The organism is Planctopirus sp. SH287, assembly GCF_056500625.1.
This window is the reverse complement of record NZ_CM151403.1, coordinates 1,744,823-1,762,649: the sequence shown is the minus strand read 5'-3', so window position 1 is coordinate 1,762,649 and position 17,827 is coordinate 1,744,823. Positions and strand designations below refer to the sequence as shown.

The 17,827-nt window shown below is 53.4% G+C and carries 8 protein-coding genes; 2 read left to right on the top strand and 6 right to left on the bottom strand.

Annotated elements, in window-relative coordinates:
- The first annotated feature begins 50 nt into the window (after positions 1-50).
- The gene (locus tag SH287x_RS06660) at positions 51-800 is read left to right on the top strand and encodes a hypothetical protein (protein WP_479517805.1); all 750 of its coding nucleotides are present in this window, start codon (positions 51-53) and stop codon (positions 798-800) included.
- Positions 801-1,225: 425 nt separating this feature from the next.
- Here the strand turns inward: SH287x_RS06660 and typA are convergent, their stop codons facing one another.
- Entirely contained in the window at positions 1,226-3,061 is a 1,836-nt protein-coding gene (typA, locus tag SH287x_RS06655) for a translational GTPase TypA (protein ID WP_479517804.1), read from the bottom strand.
- Between the two features lie 361 nt (positions 3,062-3,422).
- Between typA and SH287x_RS06650 the strand changes: the two genes are divergently transcribed.
- A complete protein-coding gene (locus SH287x_RS06650) occupies positions 3,423-4,388 on the top strand; it encodes a (5-formylfuran-3-yl)methyl phosphate synthase (protein WP_479517803.1) in 966 nt (321 codons plus the stop codon).
- 246 nt (positions 4,389-4,634) lie between these two features.
- Here the strand turns inward: SH287x_RS06650 and SH287x_RS06645 are convergent, their stop codons facing one another.
- The 5 genes from SH287x_RS06645 to SH287x_RS06625 all read right to left on the bottom strand — a co-directional run bounded on the left by SH287x_RS06645 (position 4,635) and on the right by SH287x_RS06625 (position 17,662).
- Positions 4,635-7,226 (bottom strand): PVC-type heme-binding CxxCH protein, encoded by a 2,592-nt coding sequence (locus tag SH287x_RS06645; protein WP_479517802.1) that lies wholly within the window; start codon positions 7,224-7,226, stop codon positions 4,635-4,637.
- Positions 7,227-7,470: 244 nt separating this feature from the next.
- A complete protein-coding gene (locus SH287x_RS06640; RefSeq protein ID WP_479517801.1) occupies positions 7,471-8,145 on the bottom strand; it encodes a suppressor of fused domain protein in 675 nt (224 codons plus the stop codon).
- Between the two features lie 429 nt (positions 8,146-8,574).
- A complete protein-coding gene (locus SH287x_RS06635) occupies positions 8,575-9,948 on the bottom strand; it encodes a YncE family protein (protein ID WP_479517800.1) in 1,374 nt (457 codons plus the stop codon).
- A 255-nt stretch (positions 9,949-10,203) separates the two neighbouring features.
- Positions 10,204-16,347 (bottom strand): alpha-2-macroglobulin family protein, encoded by a 6,144-nt coding sequence (locus tag SH287x_RS06630; RefSeq protein ID WP_479517799.1) that lies wholly within the window; start codon positions 16,345-16,347, stop codon positions 10,204-10,206.
- Between the two features lie 331 nt (positions 16,348-16,678).
- Positions 16,679-17,662: a glycosyltransferase family 2 protein gene (locus tag SH287x_RS06625; RefSeq protein ID WP_479517798.1), complete on the bottom strand. Its 984-nt coding sequence runs from the start codon at positions 17,660-17,662 to the stop codon at positions 16,679-16,681.
- Positions 17,663-17,827 lie beyond the last annotated feature (165 nt).

The following is a 17,827-nucleotide window of genomic DNA, read 5'->3' as shown; positions in this document are numbered from 1 at the left end:
ATCGCGTAGCTGATACTTGAGCCTCTTCATGTACACATAAAGTTGAGAGTATGTCGCGGTTAAAATTGCTATTTGTAGCTTTTCTTCTGGTGGCGACGATCACCAATTGGTTACTATACCCACGGATTGCCCGGACAATTGCCTATAGAGAGCTGATTTCAGGCCCTCACGCCTCTTCTCGCCTCGCAATTCAGCCATCCCCGACAGACTTCCAGGTGACTTCTAACACTCAGGTCATCGACACTTTCTACTCGCAATTTGAAGTCCCTGCTGGCGCGTTTACGCAACTTGATTCCCACAAAACCTGGTTAAAACTACACAACTCTGGTGAATGTGAAGTATTACTGACCCAGCTTCATTACGACACAGCATTTTCGGCAGATGGCAACTATACGTTCATCCGACAGTCACTTCATGAGCAGCCTGTCAGCCTATGGAAAGTGATGTTGATGACGGATGACGACTATTTATCACACTGGAAATTGATCGCAGCGAAAATTGCGATCCCGTATGCCGACCATGAGGTATCGACATTTCAGACACCCCATACAAAGGGCATCATTCGTTATGGATCTGCCTCCTCTTACCCACATGTCGTCAACATTGTCGTCTGGGATAATATGTATCCCATTTCTCAAGAGTTGATCCTGACAATTACGGATTCGCAGTTGAAGAAATTAACGGTGCAATCGATCGTCGCTAGTTATCGGTTCACAATTGATACCGTTCCAGCACACGATGTGCTACTGAAACTGGCTGATGAGGCGAGTCAGTCGTTTACGGCTCATGTCGAACAATAAGCTAACACGAGCAACGTATGGCTATCTAACCCGCGTCCGGGCAAACACAAACGCACATGTACACAACTCATTCTGATAAGTATGTTTTATTATGCCTCCAGAACACGCAGGCTGTGCATCAGCTAACCTCAGTTTGAGGATGCTAAGAGTCAGGGTTGGCGCGCTGTGCCTGTTCAATCCCTATGATACCATTCACAAGAAAAAACTGCGCTGTGCGTTGTTCCGAAGTCCAGCCTGTGAAAAGACATGTGGAATTCGAGCAGCGCAGTTATTTCATGGAAACCGTATGAGTTGGTGCATTGGCATGCACCCTACTTTTGAGTTAAATATCTCTCTATTGAATAAATAGACCCTCAATAAAAACATCCCTCGATACAATTTCTCGTATCGAGGGATGTTGCATTCCATCCAATTAAAAAAGCGAACTATTCTGTCGCGGCAGTGCGTGAGAATTGCTTGCGTTCGGATTCTGTCAGACGAATCTTTCGCAGGCGGATCACTGATGGCGTGACTTCGACGTATTCGTCATCTTCAATGTACTCAAGAGCCGCTTCGAGTGAGAGACGACGGGGCGGCTTCAGGATGATGTTTTCATCAGTCCCCGAAGCCCGCATGTTGGTCAGCTTCTTTTCACGGATCGGATTGACGGTCATATCCGAATCGCGTGAGTTTTCGCCGACGATCATCCCTTCATAGACTTCATCGCCAGGTGCAACGAAGAGTTCTGAACGCTCCTGCAACTTACCCAGAGCAAACGCGACCACCTTGCCACGATCCTGAGAAATCAGCACGCCGTTGGCACGGTGAGGAACTTCCCCTTCAACAGGCTTGTAGCAGTCGAACTGGTGGTGAATGATGGCCTCGCCGCGGGTGGCGTTGAGCATTCGGGTACGGATCCCGATCAGGCCGCGGGCCGGAATCGAGAATTCCAGATGCGACATGCCAGTGCTGTTGGTGGTCATGTTGGTCACTTCACCGCGGCGATTGCCGACAATTTCCATGACTGGCCCCACTTCGGTCTGGGGCACATCAACCACTAACACTTCGAATGGTTCGTGGATCTTGCCATCGATCCGCTTACGGATCACCTGAGGCTTGCCAACGGAAAGCTCATAACCTTCGCGTCGCATCTGCTCAATCAACACGGAGAGATGGAGCACGCCGCGACCAGAGACATTAAACGCCTCCTTATCGCTGGCTTCTGTCACACGGAGAGCCACGTTGGATTCGAGTTCGCGATCCAGGCGATCACGGATATGGCGTGTTGTCAGGAACTTGCCGCCCCCGTCTTTCGCTCCGGCAAATGGAGAGCTGTTAATGGTGAAGACCATCGAAATGGTGGGTTCATCCACTGTGATCCGGGGCAAGGCTTTGGGAAAGGCAGGATCGGAGACCGTGTCGCCAATTTCCGGCTTGGTAAGACCGGTCAACGCCACAATGTCACCGGCAAAGGCTTCTTGAACCGGCGTGCGGCCCAGCTTATCGAAGACTTCGACGGCCACCACTTTTTCGTTCTTGATGGTGCCGTCTTCTTTCATGAGGGCAATTGTCTGTCCCACTTTGACTTTGCCACTCGAAATTCGTCCCGTAGTAATACGGCCCACGAACTCTGAGTAAGTCAGTGAAGTGACCATATACTGAAGAGGGGATTCCTCGTCGACTTCCGGGCCGGGGATCTTTTCGATGATCAGGTCAAGCAGAGGACGGATATCGCCTTCACGGGCGGCTGGATCATGCGAGGCATATCCGGCACGACCGCTGGCGAAAACATAAGGAAAATCAAGTGTCGAATCGTCGGCACCCAGTTCCACGAAGAGGTCAAATGTCTCGTTGAGAACTTCGAGAGGACGAGCGTCAGGCCGGTCGATCTTGTTCACGACCACGAGTGGCTGAAGACCAACTTCCAGAGCCTTCTGTAACACGAAGCGTGTTTGTGGACGAGGGCCTTCAAAAGAATCGACGAGGACAATCGCACCGTCGGCCATTCTTAGCACGCGTTCAACTTCTCCACCGAAGTCGGCGTGGCCGGGAGTATCAATGATATTGATTTTTGTATCGCCATACATCAGGGCAATGTTTTTGGCGAGGATCGTGATGCCACGTTCACGTTCCTGATCGTTGGAATCGAGAATGCAGGCCTGCTGCAGTTGTGATTCGCGGAACTGGCCGCTGTGCTTGATGAGGCAATCAACCAGAGTGGTCTTGCCGTGGTCAACGTGGGCAATAATGGCCACATTGCGGATGTCGTTGCGTCGCTTCATGTTCCCAAATCAACAAACTGAGCGGGTCGACAGGGCCGAACTCCGCAAGGAAAAAAAGGCTGACATACCTTGTCAGCAGGTCATCTTGGCAGAGACAGTCCCTAGATTGCCGCTTATCAGCCGGGGCGAGAAAGTCCGCCGCCGCTTAATATCGTCTCAACGTGCAGCGTCCAAACGTGCGGCTCTGCCAAGTCAGCCAGTTTATCTCCGCAGATCGTGACTCGAAAGCCTGCCATGGCCCGTGAATCATGATAATCTTGCGAAGGTGCGTCATTTTCCCCTAATAATGTGGAACAATGGCCCGATTTTCCCCGGAAACCGAATAGCATCGGTGACTGTTGATAAGTTGAACCCCTGGAGAATGATGAAGATCAGAGAGCGATTGGCCTCAACAAATCAACTTCTTGTGAGCGTCAAAGACGCCGCCGAAGCCCAATTGGTCGTGAAAGCCGGGGTGACTGTCCTGGATATCAAAGATCCGGGGCAGGGGGCGCTGGGGCGCGCTTCGACGGCCGTCTGGAGCCAGATCTTAGTGACTGTCCAAAACCACTCAAACCCTTCTCCCTTTGAGGAAGAAGGTCGCCGCGGGCCGGTTGAGGAGATTGGTATTGGCTTTGGAAACACGTCTGGTTCATCGGCCCCCTCACCCCAACCCTCTCCCACGAGGGGAGAGGGAGCCTTACCGGACAGGCTCTTAGAGCAAATATCTGACGTTCAGGCCAAATGTCTCGGCCATACAACCAGTAATGAAAGATTTCCGATTCCACTGGTCTCCGCTGCACTGGGAGAACTTCTTGAGACGGAACCAGTCGCAATCCCTGCGGGTATTCAATTGGTGAAGATTGGTTTAGCAAACTGCGCCTATTTCCAGAACGCCCCTATTAATCAGACCAGTGACTCTCCCGGCAATTGGCAGCAACGCTGGCGATGGTTCCGTCAGCGAACTGAAATGCTTTCCGGGCGAACCTTAGAGTGGATCGCCGTGGCCTACTTTGATCCTCATGCGTCAGCCCCGGGATTGTGGGAGGTGGCTGAGCTTGCCGTCAATGAAGGCCTCGCTGGCCTACTTGTTGATAGCTATACGAAAAAAGGACAGACCCTCTTTGACCATTTTTCAATGGAGACACTCTCAAATTTCATCACTCATGTCCGCGATCGAGGACTGAGCATTGCTCTGGCTGGTCAACTCACGGAGACCACTCTGATCAAAGCACGTGACTTGAATCCGAACCTTCTCGCTGTTCGCTCGATGGTTTGCAAAGCGGGAAATCGGTTAAACGGGATTGATGCCGAGCGACTGAAAGCATTGGTTGAAATGCTCACATGATCGCTCCCACTTTCATAAGAGTCATGCTTTTAAAGTCTGTCCAGAGTCTTCAAATCCTTCTCGCTCAGGGAGAAGGTGGCCGCAGGCCGGATGAGGGGGACGCGTTGCTCTCAATGAAAGGGGAGCATATCTAGTCATCGACGAAATGCTATCAATAGCTACCTGAAACACGGAAAGTTAAATACCCCTCAACCCGGCCCTCTCCCGCAAGCGCGAGGGGGTTTTCTCAGGCAGGCTCTTAAGCAATTACTTCAACGATTCCAGATAACTCAGCAAGTCTTGAAACTCCTGTTTTGTGAGCTGGCGAGCCAGCCCCTTGGGCATGAGAGATTCTCTGGATACGCTCTGTTCCTCGACTTGTTCCAACAGAACATCATGAGTGGCTCCTTCGTTATCACGGATCCGGATCATCCCTTTAGGAGAGCCATCAGCCAACATACCGGTCATTGCCCGGCCATCCTTCAATTCCAGCACCAGAGTCGCAAACTGAGGCGAGATTTCCCGGCTGGGTTCCAGAATCGACTCGGCGAGTTTTTGTCGATTCATTGTCCGGGCGATCGCACTCAAGTCTGGCCCGACATTGCCACCAGATCCATCCACGCGATGGCATTTTGAACAATGGACTCCATCCAGTGCAAAAAAGACCCGTCTCCCGGCTTGAACGTCTCCACCAGCCCCTGCATCAGCCAGAGTGTGTTCTTGATTTTGGGCCTGAAAAGCAAGTTCCAATTGAGCAAGAACTTCACTCCTGGCCTGCGCCCGCAATTGAGTCACTTGCTGGGCTAATGCGACATCGCGCGTTGTTTCCATCGGTAAATGGCCGCGCAGCGCACGAATGGCGGCGACCTGTATTTCTGAGTCGTTGGAGAACATCAACCGAATCAGCAACTGCCGGGTTTTATCCTGAATTGATGATTCCGTGCTGGAGTGGCTTGGCGGCTGAATCAGTCCATTCAGGGCATCAAGCCGGAGAGATTTTGGCAATGACTCATTCTCTGTGATTTCACAGAGCACGGGTTCTTTAAAAGACAGGTTTGATCTGCCGAGCAATCGGATCGCAGTGCTCTTCAAAGGTTCTTCTTGAGTCAGAAAATCCCGTCGATAGAGGTCTTCAGTTAAAGCGGGATCGTTAGGACTGAGCAGACCCAATGCCTGAGCACGCAGAGAAACGGGTTTACTCCGATCCAGTGCAAAGGGCTTGGCCAGAGCGCTGGGCGGGGCCTTTTCATATTCTGCTGGAGGCTGGCCACCAATCATGGCACGAGCCGCCAGCGAAGCAAGAAAGAGATCTGACGACATCACATTGCCAGTCAGAACCTGATCGACGAGTGATCCCGCGTTGGCCAGACGGTCTTCCGCCACGGCCTGCACCAGCAGTCGACGAACAGAGGCGAAAGGGCTTTTCGCCGCCAGATCGAGAATATTCGGAGTGAGGCTCTTTCCTTCTCTCAAGGCCAGAAACGCAAGCTCGGCATCATACTGTGTTTTGGCCTGGATAAACTGATCAGCCAGAGCGCTCGCTGAAGATGACTTGACGAGACGATTCAACTCTTGCCGGAAAACAAAAGGGTCTGAGAGGTCGTGTGAGTTGTCTGTCGTTGAAGAGAGATGACCAGTCTCAGTCTTTGAGACAGAATTGGGCTGTTTTGGCGATAACTTCCAGACACGGCCTTGCCCATGGAGTTGATAGTCACGCTTCACCCAGTCACTAAAGTAAATGTTTCCAGCGGCATCCTGCTGAATTGAAACCGGGCGAAAATCTTCTCCGCCCACCACAATCGTCTTATATTCGGCAGCAAAAGAAGTTCCCCGTGGTTTAAGTAGATATTGCTCAATACGATGATCGCCCCAACTGGTGACGAGAAGTGTTTGAGCATAATCACTGGGAAAGCCATGACCGGAATGGACAATGATCCCCGAGGGGGCTTCGCCGGTGCCGCAAACCATTGGTAATGTGCCGGGAATCTCTCCATTCCATGAAGTGAAAGGATGTGTTCCCTTGCGACCATTTCGGAAGCGATACCCGTAATCGCCCCCTTCAATCACATGAAGTAACCGGCAAGGCGGGCGACTGTCGGGATCATTATCAACGGTGAACCAATCGCCTTTCTTAGTAAAGGCACTGGCGTAAGGGTTCCAGAAACCTGTGGCAACACGTGTCAGTCCATGGCCTTCGATATCGATCTGATAGATATTCCCTCCTTCACCACCGCCGGCAATCACGGTGCCATCATTTCCTTTGAGTTCATAGGAGGCCCCGAGATTCTCGCCACAACCGAAAATCAATTTTCCCGAAGGATACCAAGCCAGCCCCGAGAGGCCGTTGTGTGGATAATTCCCCGTGGTCTCAAAATTGGCCAGCACTTTGGTTTCATCACACCGGCCGTCGCCATTCAGATCCTGACACTTGAGAATCTGCGATCGCGTGGCGATATAAACCACGTTCCTGGTGGCATCGCGCGCCAGCGGATCACGCTCGCCCAGCAGTAAGCTCATCGAGTTTTTGAGGTCATCTTTGAAGACCACCACGGGCACTTCACTGGTCTTGGCAGGTTGATCTGCCCCAGGAGCAGACGGTTGAAAAACCAACACACGATCCAAAGGATGGCGAGCGTAACTGCCGGGCCGGAAGTGTGTGTTATTTTCAATGACCCACACACGGCCTTTGGAATCGACTTCTAACCCGGTGGGAGTGGCAATTGCGGGTGACTCAAGAAGACATTCCAGCTTCAGTCGGTCGTCGAGCACTTGTGGTGGCGATTCTGCCGCATGAAGCGAACCGACAATAGCAACCGAAATCCCCCCCAGGAGTGCGGCTGTCCGTAGAGCGAACGTCATGTGCATGCTTTCACAAAGTCGGAGAGATTCGGTTCAACGCATTGGCTGACCATCATCCGCGACTCACATCACAAAAACAATTGCACACACCTTGATCAGTCAAATTCTGGGGAGATGAAGACGATTACCGAGTGCGTTATCAAAGTCGAAAAGCCGGGTTGAACAGGTCGTCAAGTCCGACAACGGAGGACGTTACTGCGCATGAAACCCCGAGATAAAGCCGTGACACGGCACGAGCCTGTTGTCACGATTTTCCCGACCACCATTGCTGAAAGCGTGACCAAAGACGGCGTTGGCCTGTCTTATTCGCAGTGACCACAGGCGAACGATTGAGGTCAGAGTAAGGATAATCGTTGGCAGCCATCAGTCGCTTCAGTAATGCCTGGCCACCATGTTGGCGGGCATATTCCATTTCCTCGCGATGAATTTCCATGATCAGCATGAGACCGAAGTCCGCATGAGCCTCGGTTGTGCCATAAGCATCGAGAATCAGACAACGTCCACCGACAGTTTCCATCTCGGCTGGAAACTCGACCGTTTCAAAAGGATTGAGCTTTGCCTGGGCACTATAGCGTGCCATCATATTTAGCATCGTATTGATGGACTGGTGCATTTGCCCAAAAGGTGTTGCCGGATTCGATGCATCTTCCAGAGAGAGAGCCTCTCGGGTAAACATCACGAATTCATAGCAACTGAAGGCATCGTTTGTTGAACCTTCACGGGGCTTCTCGCTGAGTTCCTTGGTCGCGATGCCGGTGCCTGGAATCAGGTGAGGATAATAGTAGAGATCGAGTCCGCCGCCGACGGCATAGGGAATGATGGCGTGCATGACCATGTCATGTTCCTCACCCAATAATTCCTCCATGCGGGTCGTTTTTTCTTCATACCACTTTGACTCAATCTCATGATCCCCAGACATCGCTTGCTCCTGACCCGTTCCGCCAGAATGGCCTTAGTCGTGAATGGCATGGATTACCCGCAATTCACGCCTGAGGTGCAAGTCATTGAAGAGAGATTATTCCCAGCCTCAGTTCCATTCCCTATCATTGTCACTGTCACTGTCTCGGCCTCTTTGGTTTCAATCTGTAGGATCTTGATCACAAGAGGCCTGAGAGACCATCTGGTTCAGCAGAGATGCCGCCTGAAAGCCAGTCTTGAAGCACTCAAACCCTCCCTGAGGGAGAAGTTGGCCGCAGGCCGGATGAGGGGGGGGACGCATGGCTCGCGAAGAAAGGGAGCAGATAGTCATCGACGAAGTGTTACCAATATCTCTCTGAAACGCGGATCGTTAAATACCCCTCACCCCGGCCCTCTTCCGCGCGGGAGAGGGCGTGTTTTGAACAGGCCCTTAGTGCTGGCTGGCACGACCACCCACCGTGACGATCTTTGAGGGTATGCCACCCACGCGAAACTCAGTGATTGGTTTGCGATCACTGACTGAGAAAACCGTCAGCGTTCCGTCGCCAGGATTGGTGAAAATGGCCCGGCGGCGGTCTGCATCAAAGTCGAGGGCGTGATGCCCGCTGTGTCCGTCGACGCGAGACTTCCCGACATCATATTCTTCTGCTACGCGGGCATCATTCCATTGACCGTCTCCATCGGGATCAAGTTCTAGCAAGGTGAGACGATTCGGAGCCTCGGTTGTTGAGGGATGATCGTGAAAGATGAATGCCAGTGGTGACCCCTTGCGTGGTTTAACAAAGTAGGGGCCAACCGCCCGATTACCGTCAGCAAGCGCCAAAGGAACTCGAATCAATTCCGGCGTTGGCTTTGAGGCATCTAACAGACCCAGCGCTGAATCCTTCCCGCTGCCAGTCGTGCAGGCCACATACTTGCCAAAGGTAGCAAACGAGCCAGTTCTCAGGGGCTTATCATCCACTTTCCCCAGTGATAAATGATGGATAGCAGGGGCCTGACTGTCGCTCCCCTTGCATTGCGAAACATCGACCCAGCAAACCCCGTCTGAGGGAGCAAAGAAGACTTTCCCCTGGCTGGCGGTCGCTCCGTGAATCCCTCCCGTAGGCAGGTTGAATGACGAAGCGACTTTTCTCGGGTGCGCATCAATGGGAGTCACATCGACCCGTCCTTTGTTCGGCCCTTCGCGATCAATCCAACTCGAGAAACCCAGCGATTTGTCAGCGACGGCCAGAGTAATGTGCCCGCCTCCGCCCGGAACAAACGTGGCCTTCTTACGGATGGCGTCAGCATCGTCGTTTGGTGTCACCGAACGTGGATCAAGCCGGGTGTAGCCGCTCAGTCGATCGTTGGCGAGATAAAAGATGTCATCGTAGCAATAGAGATGCGCGGGATTGCCTTGCTTGTCATCCAGCAGGGAAGCGCGAAAGCGAGGCGTTTTGGGATAGTGCCAATGAGAATGGTCGCCGTGCTCTTCTTCATCGACCCCCGTATCAATCAGCACCCAGCCGCTTTGAAAGTTGCCATCGTCATCATCGCGCACGCCAACAAGCAACATCCCGGCGGCGGCTTCCATTTGAACCAATGTCTGTTGTTCAGGATCAAGCTTGGGAAAACCTTCCACCAGAGCGGGAGTCGTCAGTTGTAAGGTATCACCAGCCGTAACATCGGCCCATTTCAGCGTATGAGTCTCATCATCCTGAAAGAACACACGCGTGGCGATCCTTGATTCCGCACTTTGTGCGGCAGGAAACCGCGAGCTATTCATCACAAACAGCAAGGCCATCAGCAAGAGAACACGAGTCATGGGAAAACCCTCTTTTCAGATCAATCTCAAACACCAACCCTCTCATGCACAAAATAACTTAATGCACACCAATTGCAAGTTAATGGCGAGTTTTCTCAAGAGTTCTTTCTGCACAGTGATAAAAGCAAAAAAACGGAGAAGCGGAAAAAAACACCTGCCCGGCAATTCTTGATCGCCAGGCAGGTGCAGCAAACCAGACTCGATACGGTGTTAATCAGACGCGAACGCCTGAAAGAACACCTGGAAATAGCAGTCTCAATCGACGATTCGTAGCTTGAACTCGTGGGAGTTGCCGCGAAGTTCTGGGGCGTACATGGCGTGGCCGCGGGCGGGGAGGGCACTGAATTGACCGGGAATTTCGGCCCTCAGGCGATAGCTCACCTGATGCCGTCCGCGTGGCAATGAGCGGACAAAGAACGCCACCCGTTCATCGCGGAACTCCACGAAAGCCCCCAGTTCGTTGCCGGTGTAGCCACTGCGCAAATCGACCGCTTCGCTCCCCGCTGCCTTGAGGTCTTCAAAGAGGAGATACTCGTAATCATTCTTGGTCTCGATGATCAACTCAACTTCCAGCAGATCACCGCTCTTCAACTCGGCAAGGCTCTCCAGTTCGGTCTTCTTGAATCCCGCTTCATTGACATCCTTGACCGCACCAGTTTGTGTTGGGCGAACGCCTTCTTTAACGATGGGATCGAGTCTATAGAACTTACGTTCCACCTTGACCTCCAGACCGGCGGCAGGGATAGGATCCTCCAGCGAAAAATAACTGGCATCCACATTAAAGTAGACCGGCCCCTGGCCCTGTCGTCGCAGTTCAACACGATGGGAACCAGTGGTGAGTTCTTCACCAGTGATGATCAGCCGTGTTTGAGCGGTAAACAGATTCTCTTTAGAGAGGGCCACTTCCTGCCGCAGTTTGCCATCCAGCCAGACTTCGACCGTCATTTGCGGATTCAATTCGCCCGTTGCCTTGAGGTAATCGATAAAGGCTTCAATGACGAGCGAGGTATCGCGGGTGCTGTTCCAATATGTCGCATGACGACGGTTATTGAGCAGATACTTGACCAGCCGAGGGGCAACTTCGCTTTTAGGATTCGTTCGTACCAGCAGCTTGAGATAAGTCGCCATGGCTTCGATATCGCTGCCATGCCAGAGCCACCAGCGATTGCTGGCGGGGAACTTGAGATAAGCCGTCTCGTTGGAAGCGTCTTCCACCACGAACTGCCCAATGTTCTCAAGTAACATCGCCAGTTTTTCAGCCTGATTTTCCGCGTGCAGGGCCAAAGCAAACAGACTCATGGAATAGACCGAAAGACCGACCCGGTCACGGTAGAGGAACTCACGCATTTCCGCAGAAAAGTGCTTCGCTTCGCCCAGAACAGAATAGACGAGTGCATCGGTATCATCGGCAGCATGTTTATGGTTGAGTTCTTTTTCAGGAAGTTTCAGCCGGCTGAGTTCCTGTGCCTGATGATTCTTGAGCCAGGCAATACCGCGTGCCAATGATTGTTCATTGACAGAAGCCCCGTTTTCCCTGGCCAGCAACAGGCCATGCACGACAACAGCCGTAGTGTGCGACCAGGAGCGTTCGCCGAAGCCGCTGAACCATCCCCAGCCACCATCGGAAAGCTGCATTTCCACAAGAGCATCCAGCCCCTCTTGTGTCATCCTGGCGACTTCCGCTTCATTGAAGACCGGTTCACGGCTGAAGCGTTTCCAGCGAACAGCCCGTTCTTCCGGGCCAGCCGCTTCTTGCGGATTGAGCTGGCTGCGTTTCGCAGCAATGTCCTTGAGCGATAAGTTCATCGACAGCAGCAACCGCTGTGTGGCGAGTGTCGGCAGGAAGCGGTTGAGAGTCTGTTCGGTACATCCATAGGGGAACTCGACCAGATAGGGCAGGGCATCGACAATGGCCCCAGCCAGTGTGGGCGAATAGCGGATGTCGAGCACCGCCGTCTCGGGACGACGTTCAGCCGGAAGGGTGAATTCCACCACAGCGCTGGCGGCTGTCGGTTTGATCGTCCCGGCAAACGGTTCCTGTCGCGGTGCACCATGGACGTAGACCGGGAACTTCATCTGGGCCGCGTCGGATTCCCTATCCGAACGGGCGATCATGCGGATGGTGGCTGTCCCTTCGTGCATCACTTTCACACGCCAATCGACCCTCACTTCCGATTTGGCATCAATGACAACTTCGGAAGTCGCGGGGGTTAACAACTGGAGAGTCTCCCCATCAAATTCGATACTCACGCGAGCCGCGAGGGCCTCTGCGAATTCATTGCGAACGTTAGCCGACAGGACGACTTCGTCCTTCTCAACGAAAAATCGTGGTGCCTGAAGACGAACGATCAGGTTCTTGCGGGTCACAACCTGAGAAGTCGCTTCACCGACCTGCGCCTCTGGCCCCATCGCCCAGGTGCGGAGCTTCCAGCCGGTGATGTTCTCGGGCATTTTGAACTTCACCACAGCGCGGCCAGACTCATCAGTGACAATGGCACCGTTCCAGAAGGCGGTGTCAGCGAACTCCTGGCGAATCGTGACCGGTGCCTCACTCGCGCCCCCCTCGGCCCCTGAAAAATCGCTGGCAAGAACTTCGCTCTTATCGGCAGAACTTTTAGCGATAGCTCCCATGGGAGCAGAGGCAGGCATCATCTGACTTTTGGCCATGGCGTTCATCCCCAGTGCCGCTCCTCCCCGGCCAACAGCACTGAATCGATCACTGCGTGTGGCATCATCGACGTCCATCCGGCCAAAGATCCCGATCGGCTGGAGCACGACCTGATTGCGCTGGCGAGCAGGTTGCGATGTTCTCGTCAGGTTTGTTTCATTGCCGGGTTGATGACTTCGTTTCCAACTCCAGAAGAACTCACGAATATCACCGGAAAGAGGCCCGCCAGCGATGGCATCAATGCTGCGGTCATAGACCGAAAGAGCCAGTTGCCCAACAAACGGTTGGCCGGCTTTGTCCTTGATCTCCAGCGTGGCCTGAGCTTCGCTTCCCGGCAAATACTCGACTTGCGAAGGCGTTATCGAGACATCCAGTAGTTTACCCGAAGGAGGGACAAGAATTTCCCGCACAGCCGAGTGAACCTGGCCATCTGAAATCGTCAGTGCTTCCACAAAAATGTTCGGCCGGTCGGCAGCATCAAGTGGGATCGGGATCAATATTGTCTGGCCAGTCAGCTGCTTGACATCAGCCTTGCCCACGACTCCGTTCGATGCCCTCACAAAGACCAGTACGGTCGCATCGGGACGGTTGGTCGAGACCATCAATTGAACCGTCTCGCCAGGAGTGTATTCCCGTTTATCAGTGACCAATTCCAGATCATTAAAACGGAAGCCACCCGCCACGGCCTGTTCGCCTCGCACGGTGAAAAGATAGGCTCCTTCGACAGTTTCAAACTGTGTCTTATCATCCGTCTTAGCGATCTTCGCGAGGTACGACAGGCGGTATTGCCCCGCTTTGGCCGCGATGAATGATTGCTTCCCAAAGCCATCCTCGCCGCGTGTTGAGGCCCATTCTTCCAGCTTCGTTTCATGGGGAGTCCCATCCTCAGCATAGCGAATGGAATAGAGCGTGAATTGGCCATCCCCTGCGAAAGGAACCCCACCCGGCTGATTCACGGCGACCGTCGCATTGACAGTAGCACCCGCCTGGAAAAAGCCACGATCAACCCAGACCGTCACTTGCAACGGCTGTCGCGTGGTCAGCACCGAGCCACTTCCAGAGACCGTGCGGCGCGAACCATCCGTCACATCGGCCTGGATGGTGTATTTGTGATCGGTCTTACCAAATAATTCCTTGGCAATGGCCGTATCGATTTCAATCTCATACGTACCATCGGCTGCCAGCGGTGCCTCGCCCGAAGCGATCAATTCGGGGGCTTCCACGGGCCGTGGCCACCAACCGCGATCCGGCCCAAAGCAACCCCAGCGTTCAAAGCCTGGATACCACGTGGCATCAGAGGCGAACCACCACGCGCCACGGCCATAGAGCCAATCCCAAGGAGAAACAGGGAAGAACCGCTCATGCGATGCACGGCGTTCGATCTTATAGCTGACCGTTCCCTGTGATACAGGCGACCCAAAATAATACTTGGCCGTAATCCTGGCTTTGAACTTTTCGCCCAGCCTCGTGGGGGTTTCCGGGCCGTCGACCAGAACTTCAAACTCCGGCTTCTTGTATTCTTCGACGCGGAAGCGGCCCCAGTCGGAATTCTCAACTTCAACGGCATATTCACCCAGAGCAGCGTCTGCGGGTAGTTCGTAATCGAAATCAACGCCACCAAAGCGATCCATCGCCAGCGTTTTTTCTAAAACCACCTCGCCCTGCGGCTTGCGAATGCGAATGACAAGTGGCTGACCTTCAGGAGTGACAGCCGCGCGAATCTCGGCATAAGTCGCCAACTGTTGCCAGATCTTGAAATGGACTGTTTGTGATGGTCGATAAACCGGACGATCCGTCACAACATAGGAACGTTTGCGTTCCTCCTGCTTCATTTCGCGATCGCTATACCAGTAACCCTGCTGGCCCATCTCAGCAAAACGGCCATTTTGAGTCTTTGCCGTAACAAGCCACTGGTATTCGCGAACCGCTTCACGAGGGAAACGGGCTAACCCCTGAGCATCCGTGATCCCCGCCAAAGACTTGGTCACGACATTGACACGCCGGCCGTTCTGTACCCATTCCTGCCTCCAGCCGAAGAGATCCAGTTGGGCGCCCGCGATAGGTTTTCCCGTCACGGAATCGGCCACAAAATAGAGTGGGCCGCCATCCTGAGCCTTCCGCACCACTGCGGTGTCGTTCAGCCACAAGACAATCCGATCCGTGTTCCCATCCGCCATGGTGACGGTAATGAGGTACGCCCCGGCAGGAAGCTTCGGAACCGACACTTCAGCAATGCTGTCACGGTGTTCCGGACGCGGCACAACGTCCTGTGCCCATTGAGCCACGGGCTTACCAACAAACTTGCGGTCACCTTCAGTGACGATCACGTAACCCAATTGATCGATGCTCAACCGCGACCAGTTGAGATCCTTGGGATTGGCCTGAAGCAATCGCTTGATTTCATCGAACACCCCGGAAACATTGATGGGTTCCGCCGTAAAGCTGAGCTTGTTTCCATTACGAAAACGCACACCCAGTTTGGCTTGAGTGGCCGCGACCTGAGTGCGGGCTGGCTCAAACGAGAGCCATTTTCCTGTGATCTGGGCCAGACGCTCCTTGGCCAGTTTTGAATTGGGATCCTGCTTGAGCAGCGCCTGCCACTCAAGAGCCGCCTGCGGATATTGGCGTCGGTTCTCGAAGCACTGAGCCAGCAGGGTTCGAGCACGCTGAGAATAGGTATCGTTGGGGCCATCCGCCAGTTGACGGAAGCTGGGGACAAACGCATAGTCGTCTCGGAGTTGAAAGCGTCGGACGCCAGTCGCCAAACGGGCAACCGTTTCCTTCTCGGTCAAGGTATCGAGCGTGAGAATCGCACCGGTATTTTCGCCTTCATCGGGATCAGGCAGGCGGAACCAACCGCGTGACATGAGCGTTGTCACATCAAACTGTGACTGGGAAAATTGGGCGAACTCCAGATCAACCTGCGGCCCATCGGTTGGCTGAACCTGCTTCTGTTGATCCAGCAACCAGCGGTAACGTTCGCCATCAGACTGAGCGGCTTCCCAACTGGCAGGAATCGAATAATACAGCGGCTCTCCTTCATCCGTGACGGGGGCATCAGAGCCTTGATTCCGTCCAAACCAGGGGGGTGTTTCGTCAAAATCTGGGAGCTTGGAGAGGTCAGTGAGTCGTTGAAGCTGCCAGGCTTGCCGGTCGCTCCGATTCGTCATGAGTGCTTGCTTTAATGTTCGCAGCACACGGACTTTCGATTTCGTCTGATTTTCAGGAGTAAGTTGCAACGCCTCAACCAGAAGTTGCATCGCACGAACACGGTCGCGTTCACTTGTCCAGACATTGCGGCCCTGACCATTGCTATTCCCACGGGAATAAACGCCTCCCACCATTTGACCGTTAGAGGGCAGCGTGAGGTAACTTTCCCCCGCCATGGAGAGCACTTCAGGCTGTTTAATATGGGTGGCAATCGTTTTTTCAAGCAGGGCATCTGTTTCAGAGATTCGGTCAAGCCGTGCCAGGCACTGGATGGCCTGGTGCAAGAATTTAGCAGCCGCTTCCGGAGCGGTCTGGGGGCTGGCAAGCTGTGGTGAAATCAGTTCAAGAGCCTGCTTGAAATTGCCCTGCTTCATCAGCGCGGCCGTTTGATCTACGGTTGCGGATCCCTGCTCCTTCGCTGCCACGCCCAGCCTCCATGTCGTTATTACAAAGAAAAGCGTCAGGCCAATCATCGCCAGCCGAGAGCGGCGGCACGCACGAAAAAGAGCGTTGAGTCGCATGGCAATCCATTCTTCAAGCGAACAGGTACTCTCCCCATGAATAGATCATGGCAAAAGCCCCGGCAAGGGTGTCAATTTTGTTGGTGAATAAGCGGCACGAAACAGAGGGACTCACTCCGTTGAAGTCGAGTTGTTTCTCTCCAGACCATAGCAATTACCGTCGGTATTCGCGGTGAATTTTTGGCAGAGATTTTTTGAATGAAGAGTGCAACAGCGACTGAAAACGTGTCATCCCACTCAATGGAGAGGCATTGCACTGGGAAAGTTCCCAGAAACTGCGAGCACTTTCAAAGAAATTGGAGGCACTCTCAAAAAATGCACCAACTAGCACTCAGAGCAACCTGCCTGATGGCGTTTCCTCACGGTTTCCCACTCGCTCAGCAACACTGTAGGCATCGCTTTCCCGACTGCTGAAATGAACAATCAGTTCAGCCAGAAAGCCCAGCGACATCGCTTGTCCACCCAGCACGGTGAGCGCCAGAGAATAAGCCAGTAATGGGCGACCACCAATCGGTGTCGAAGGCCATGCGTGGAACAGATTCATCAGCACCCATTCACCGGCGAGCCAGGAGAGGCCGACAATCCCGATAGCGAACAGAAATAATCCGGTGGCACCCAGCAAATGTTGTGGCCGCTGTCGGTAAAACGAGAGAAAGGAGACCGTCAGCAGATCAAGAAACCCGCGCGTAAATCTGCGAAAGCCATACTTGGAATGGCCATGTTGCCGCGAGCGGTGATGGACATCAATTTCTGTCACACGGAAGCCACGCATATGCGCCAGAACAGGAATGAAGCGGTGCAATTCGCCATAAAGGCGGATTTCTTTCGCCACATCTGACCTGAAAAGCTTGATCCCGCAATTGTGGTCATGCAGTCGCAAACCTGTCAGGCGGCTGACCATCGCATTGAACACCCATGACGGATAGACCTTGTGCCAGGGATCAAGCCGCCGGATTTTCCAGCCGTTGACCACATCCCAGTCGTCACCGAGAGTTTCCAGAAAACGCGGAATGCCAGCCGGATCATCCTGGAGATCAGCATCCAGCATCATGACCAGTTCACCGCGAGCTGCCAGCATGCCAGCACTCAAGGCAGCCGCTTTACCAAAATTGCGACGAAAACGAATGCCGCGGACACGAGAATCAACGCCAGCCAAAGATTTAATGGCAGTCCACGAAGTATCTCGAGATCCATCATCTACGAACAGAATCTCGCTCGCAAACGGCTGCGCATCAAGCACTGCCGTCAGTTCACGATGCAATTCAGAAAGACTCTCAGACTCGTTGTAAACCGGAATCAAAATCGACAGCCGCATGCAGTCCCTTTTCCGGGTGATTTCACGGGAAGCAGGGCGCCTATCAACGCACCAGCCGGTAGGGTGCATGAAGCGACAGCGCAATGCACCAATCTTCGCGTTTTTTGTAATTGGTGCATTCCAGGAATTTCCTGCACCTGACTTCTTATGATTTCTGGTGCATCA

Coding starts and splice junctions, on each gene's coding strand:
- SH287x_RS06625 (WP_479517798.1), bottom strand. CDS start 17,662: ATGCGGCTGTCGATTTTGATTCCGGTTTACAACGAGTCTGAGAGTCTT.
- SH287x_RS06660 (WP_479517805.1), top strand. CDS start 51: ATGTCGCGGTTAAAATTGCTATTTGTAGCTTTTCTTCTGGTGGCGACG.
- typA (WP_479517804.1), bottom strand. CDS start 3,061: ATGAAGCGACGCAACGACATCCGCAATGTGGCCATTATTGCCCACGTT.
- SH287x_RS06635 (WP_479517800.1), bottom strand. CDS start 9,948: ATGACTCGTGTTCTCTTGCTGATGGCCTTGCTGTTTGTGATGAATAGC.
- SH287x_RS06650 (WP_479517803.1), top strand. CDS start 3,423: ATGATGAAGATCAGAGAGCGATTGGCCTCAACAAATCAACTTCTTGTG.
- SH287x_RS06645 (WP_479517802.1), bottom strand. CDS start 7,226: ATGACGTTCGCTCTACGGACAGCCGCACTCCTGGGGGGGATTTCGGTT.
- SH287x_RS06640 (WP_479517801.1), bottom strand. CDS start 8,145: ATGTCTGGGGATCATGAGATTGAGTCAAAGTGGTATGAAGAAAAAACG.
- SH287x_RS06630 (WP_479517799.1), bottom strand. CDS start 16,347: ATGCGACTCAACGCTCTTTTTCGTGCGTGCCGCCGCTCTCGGCTGGCG.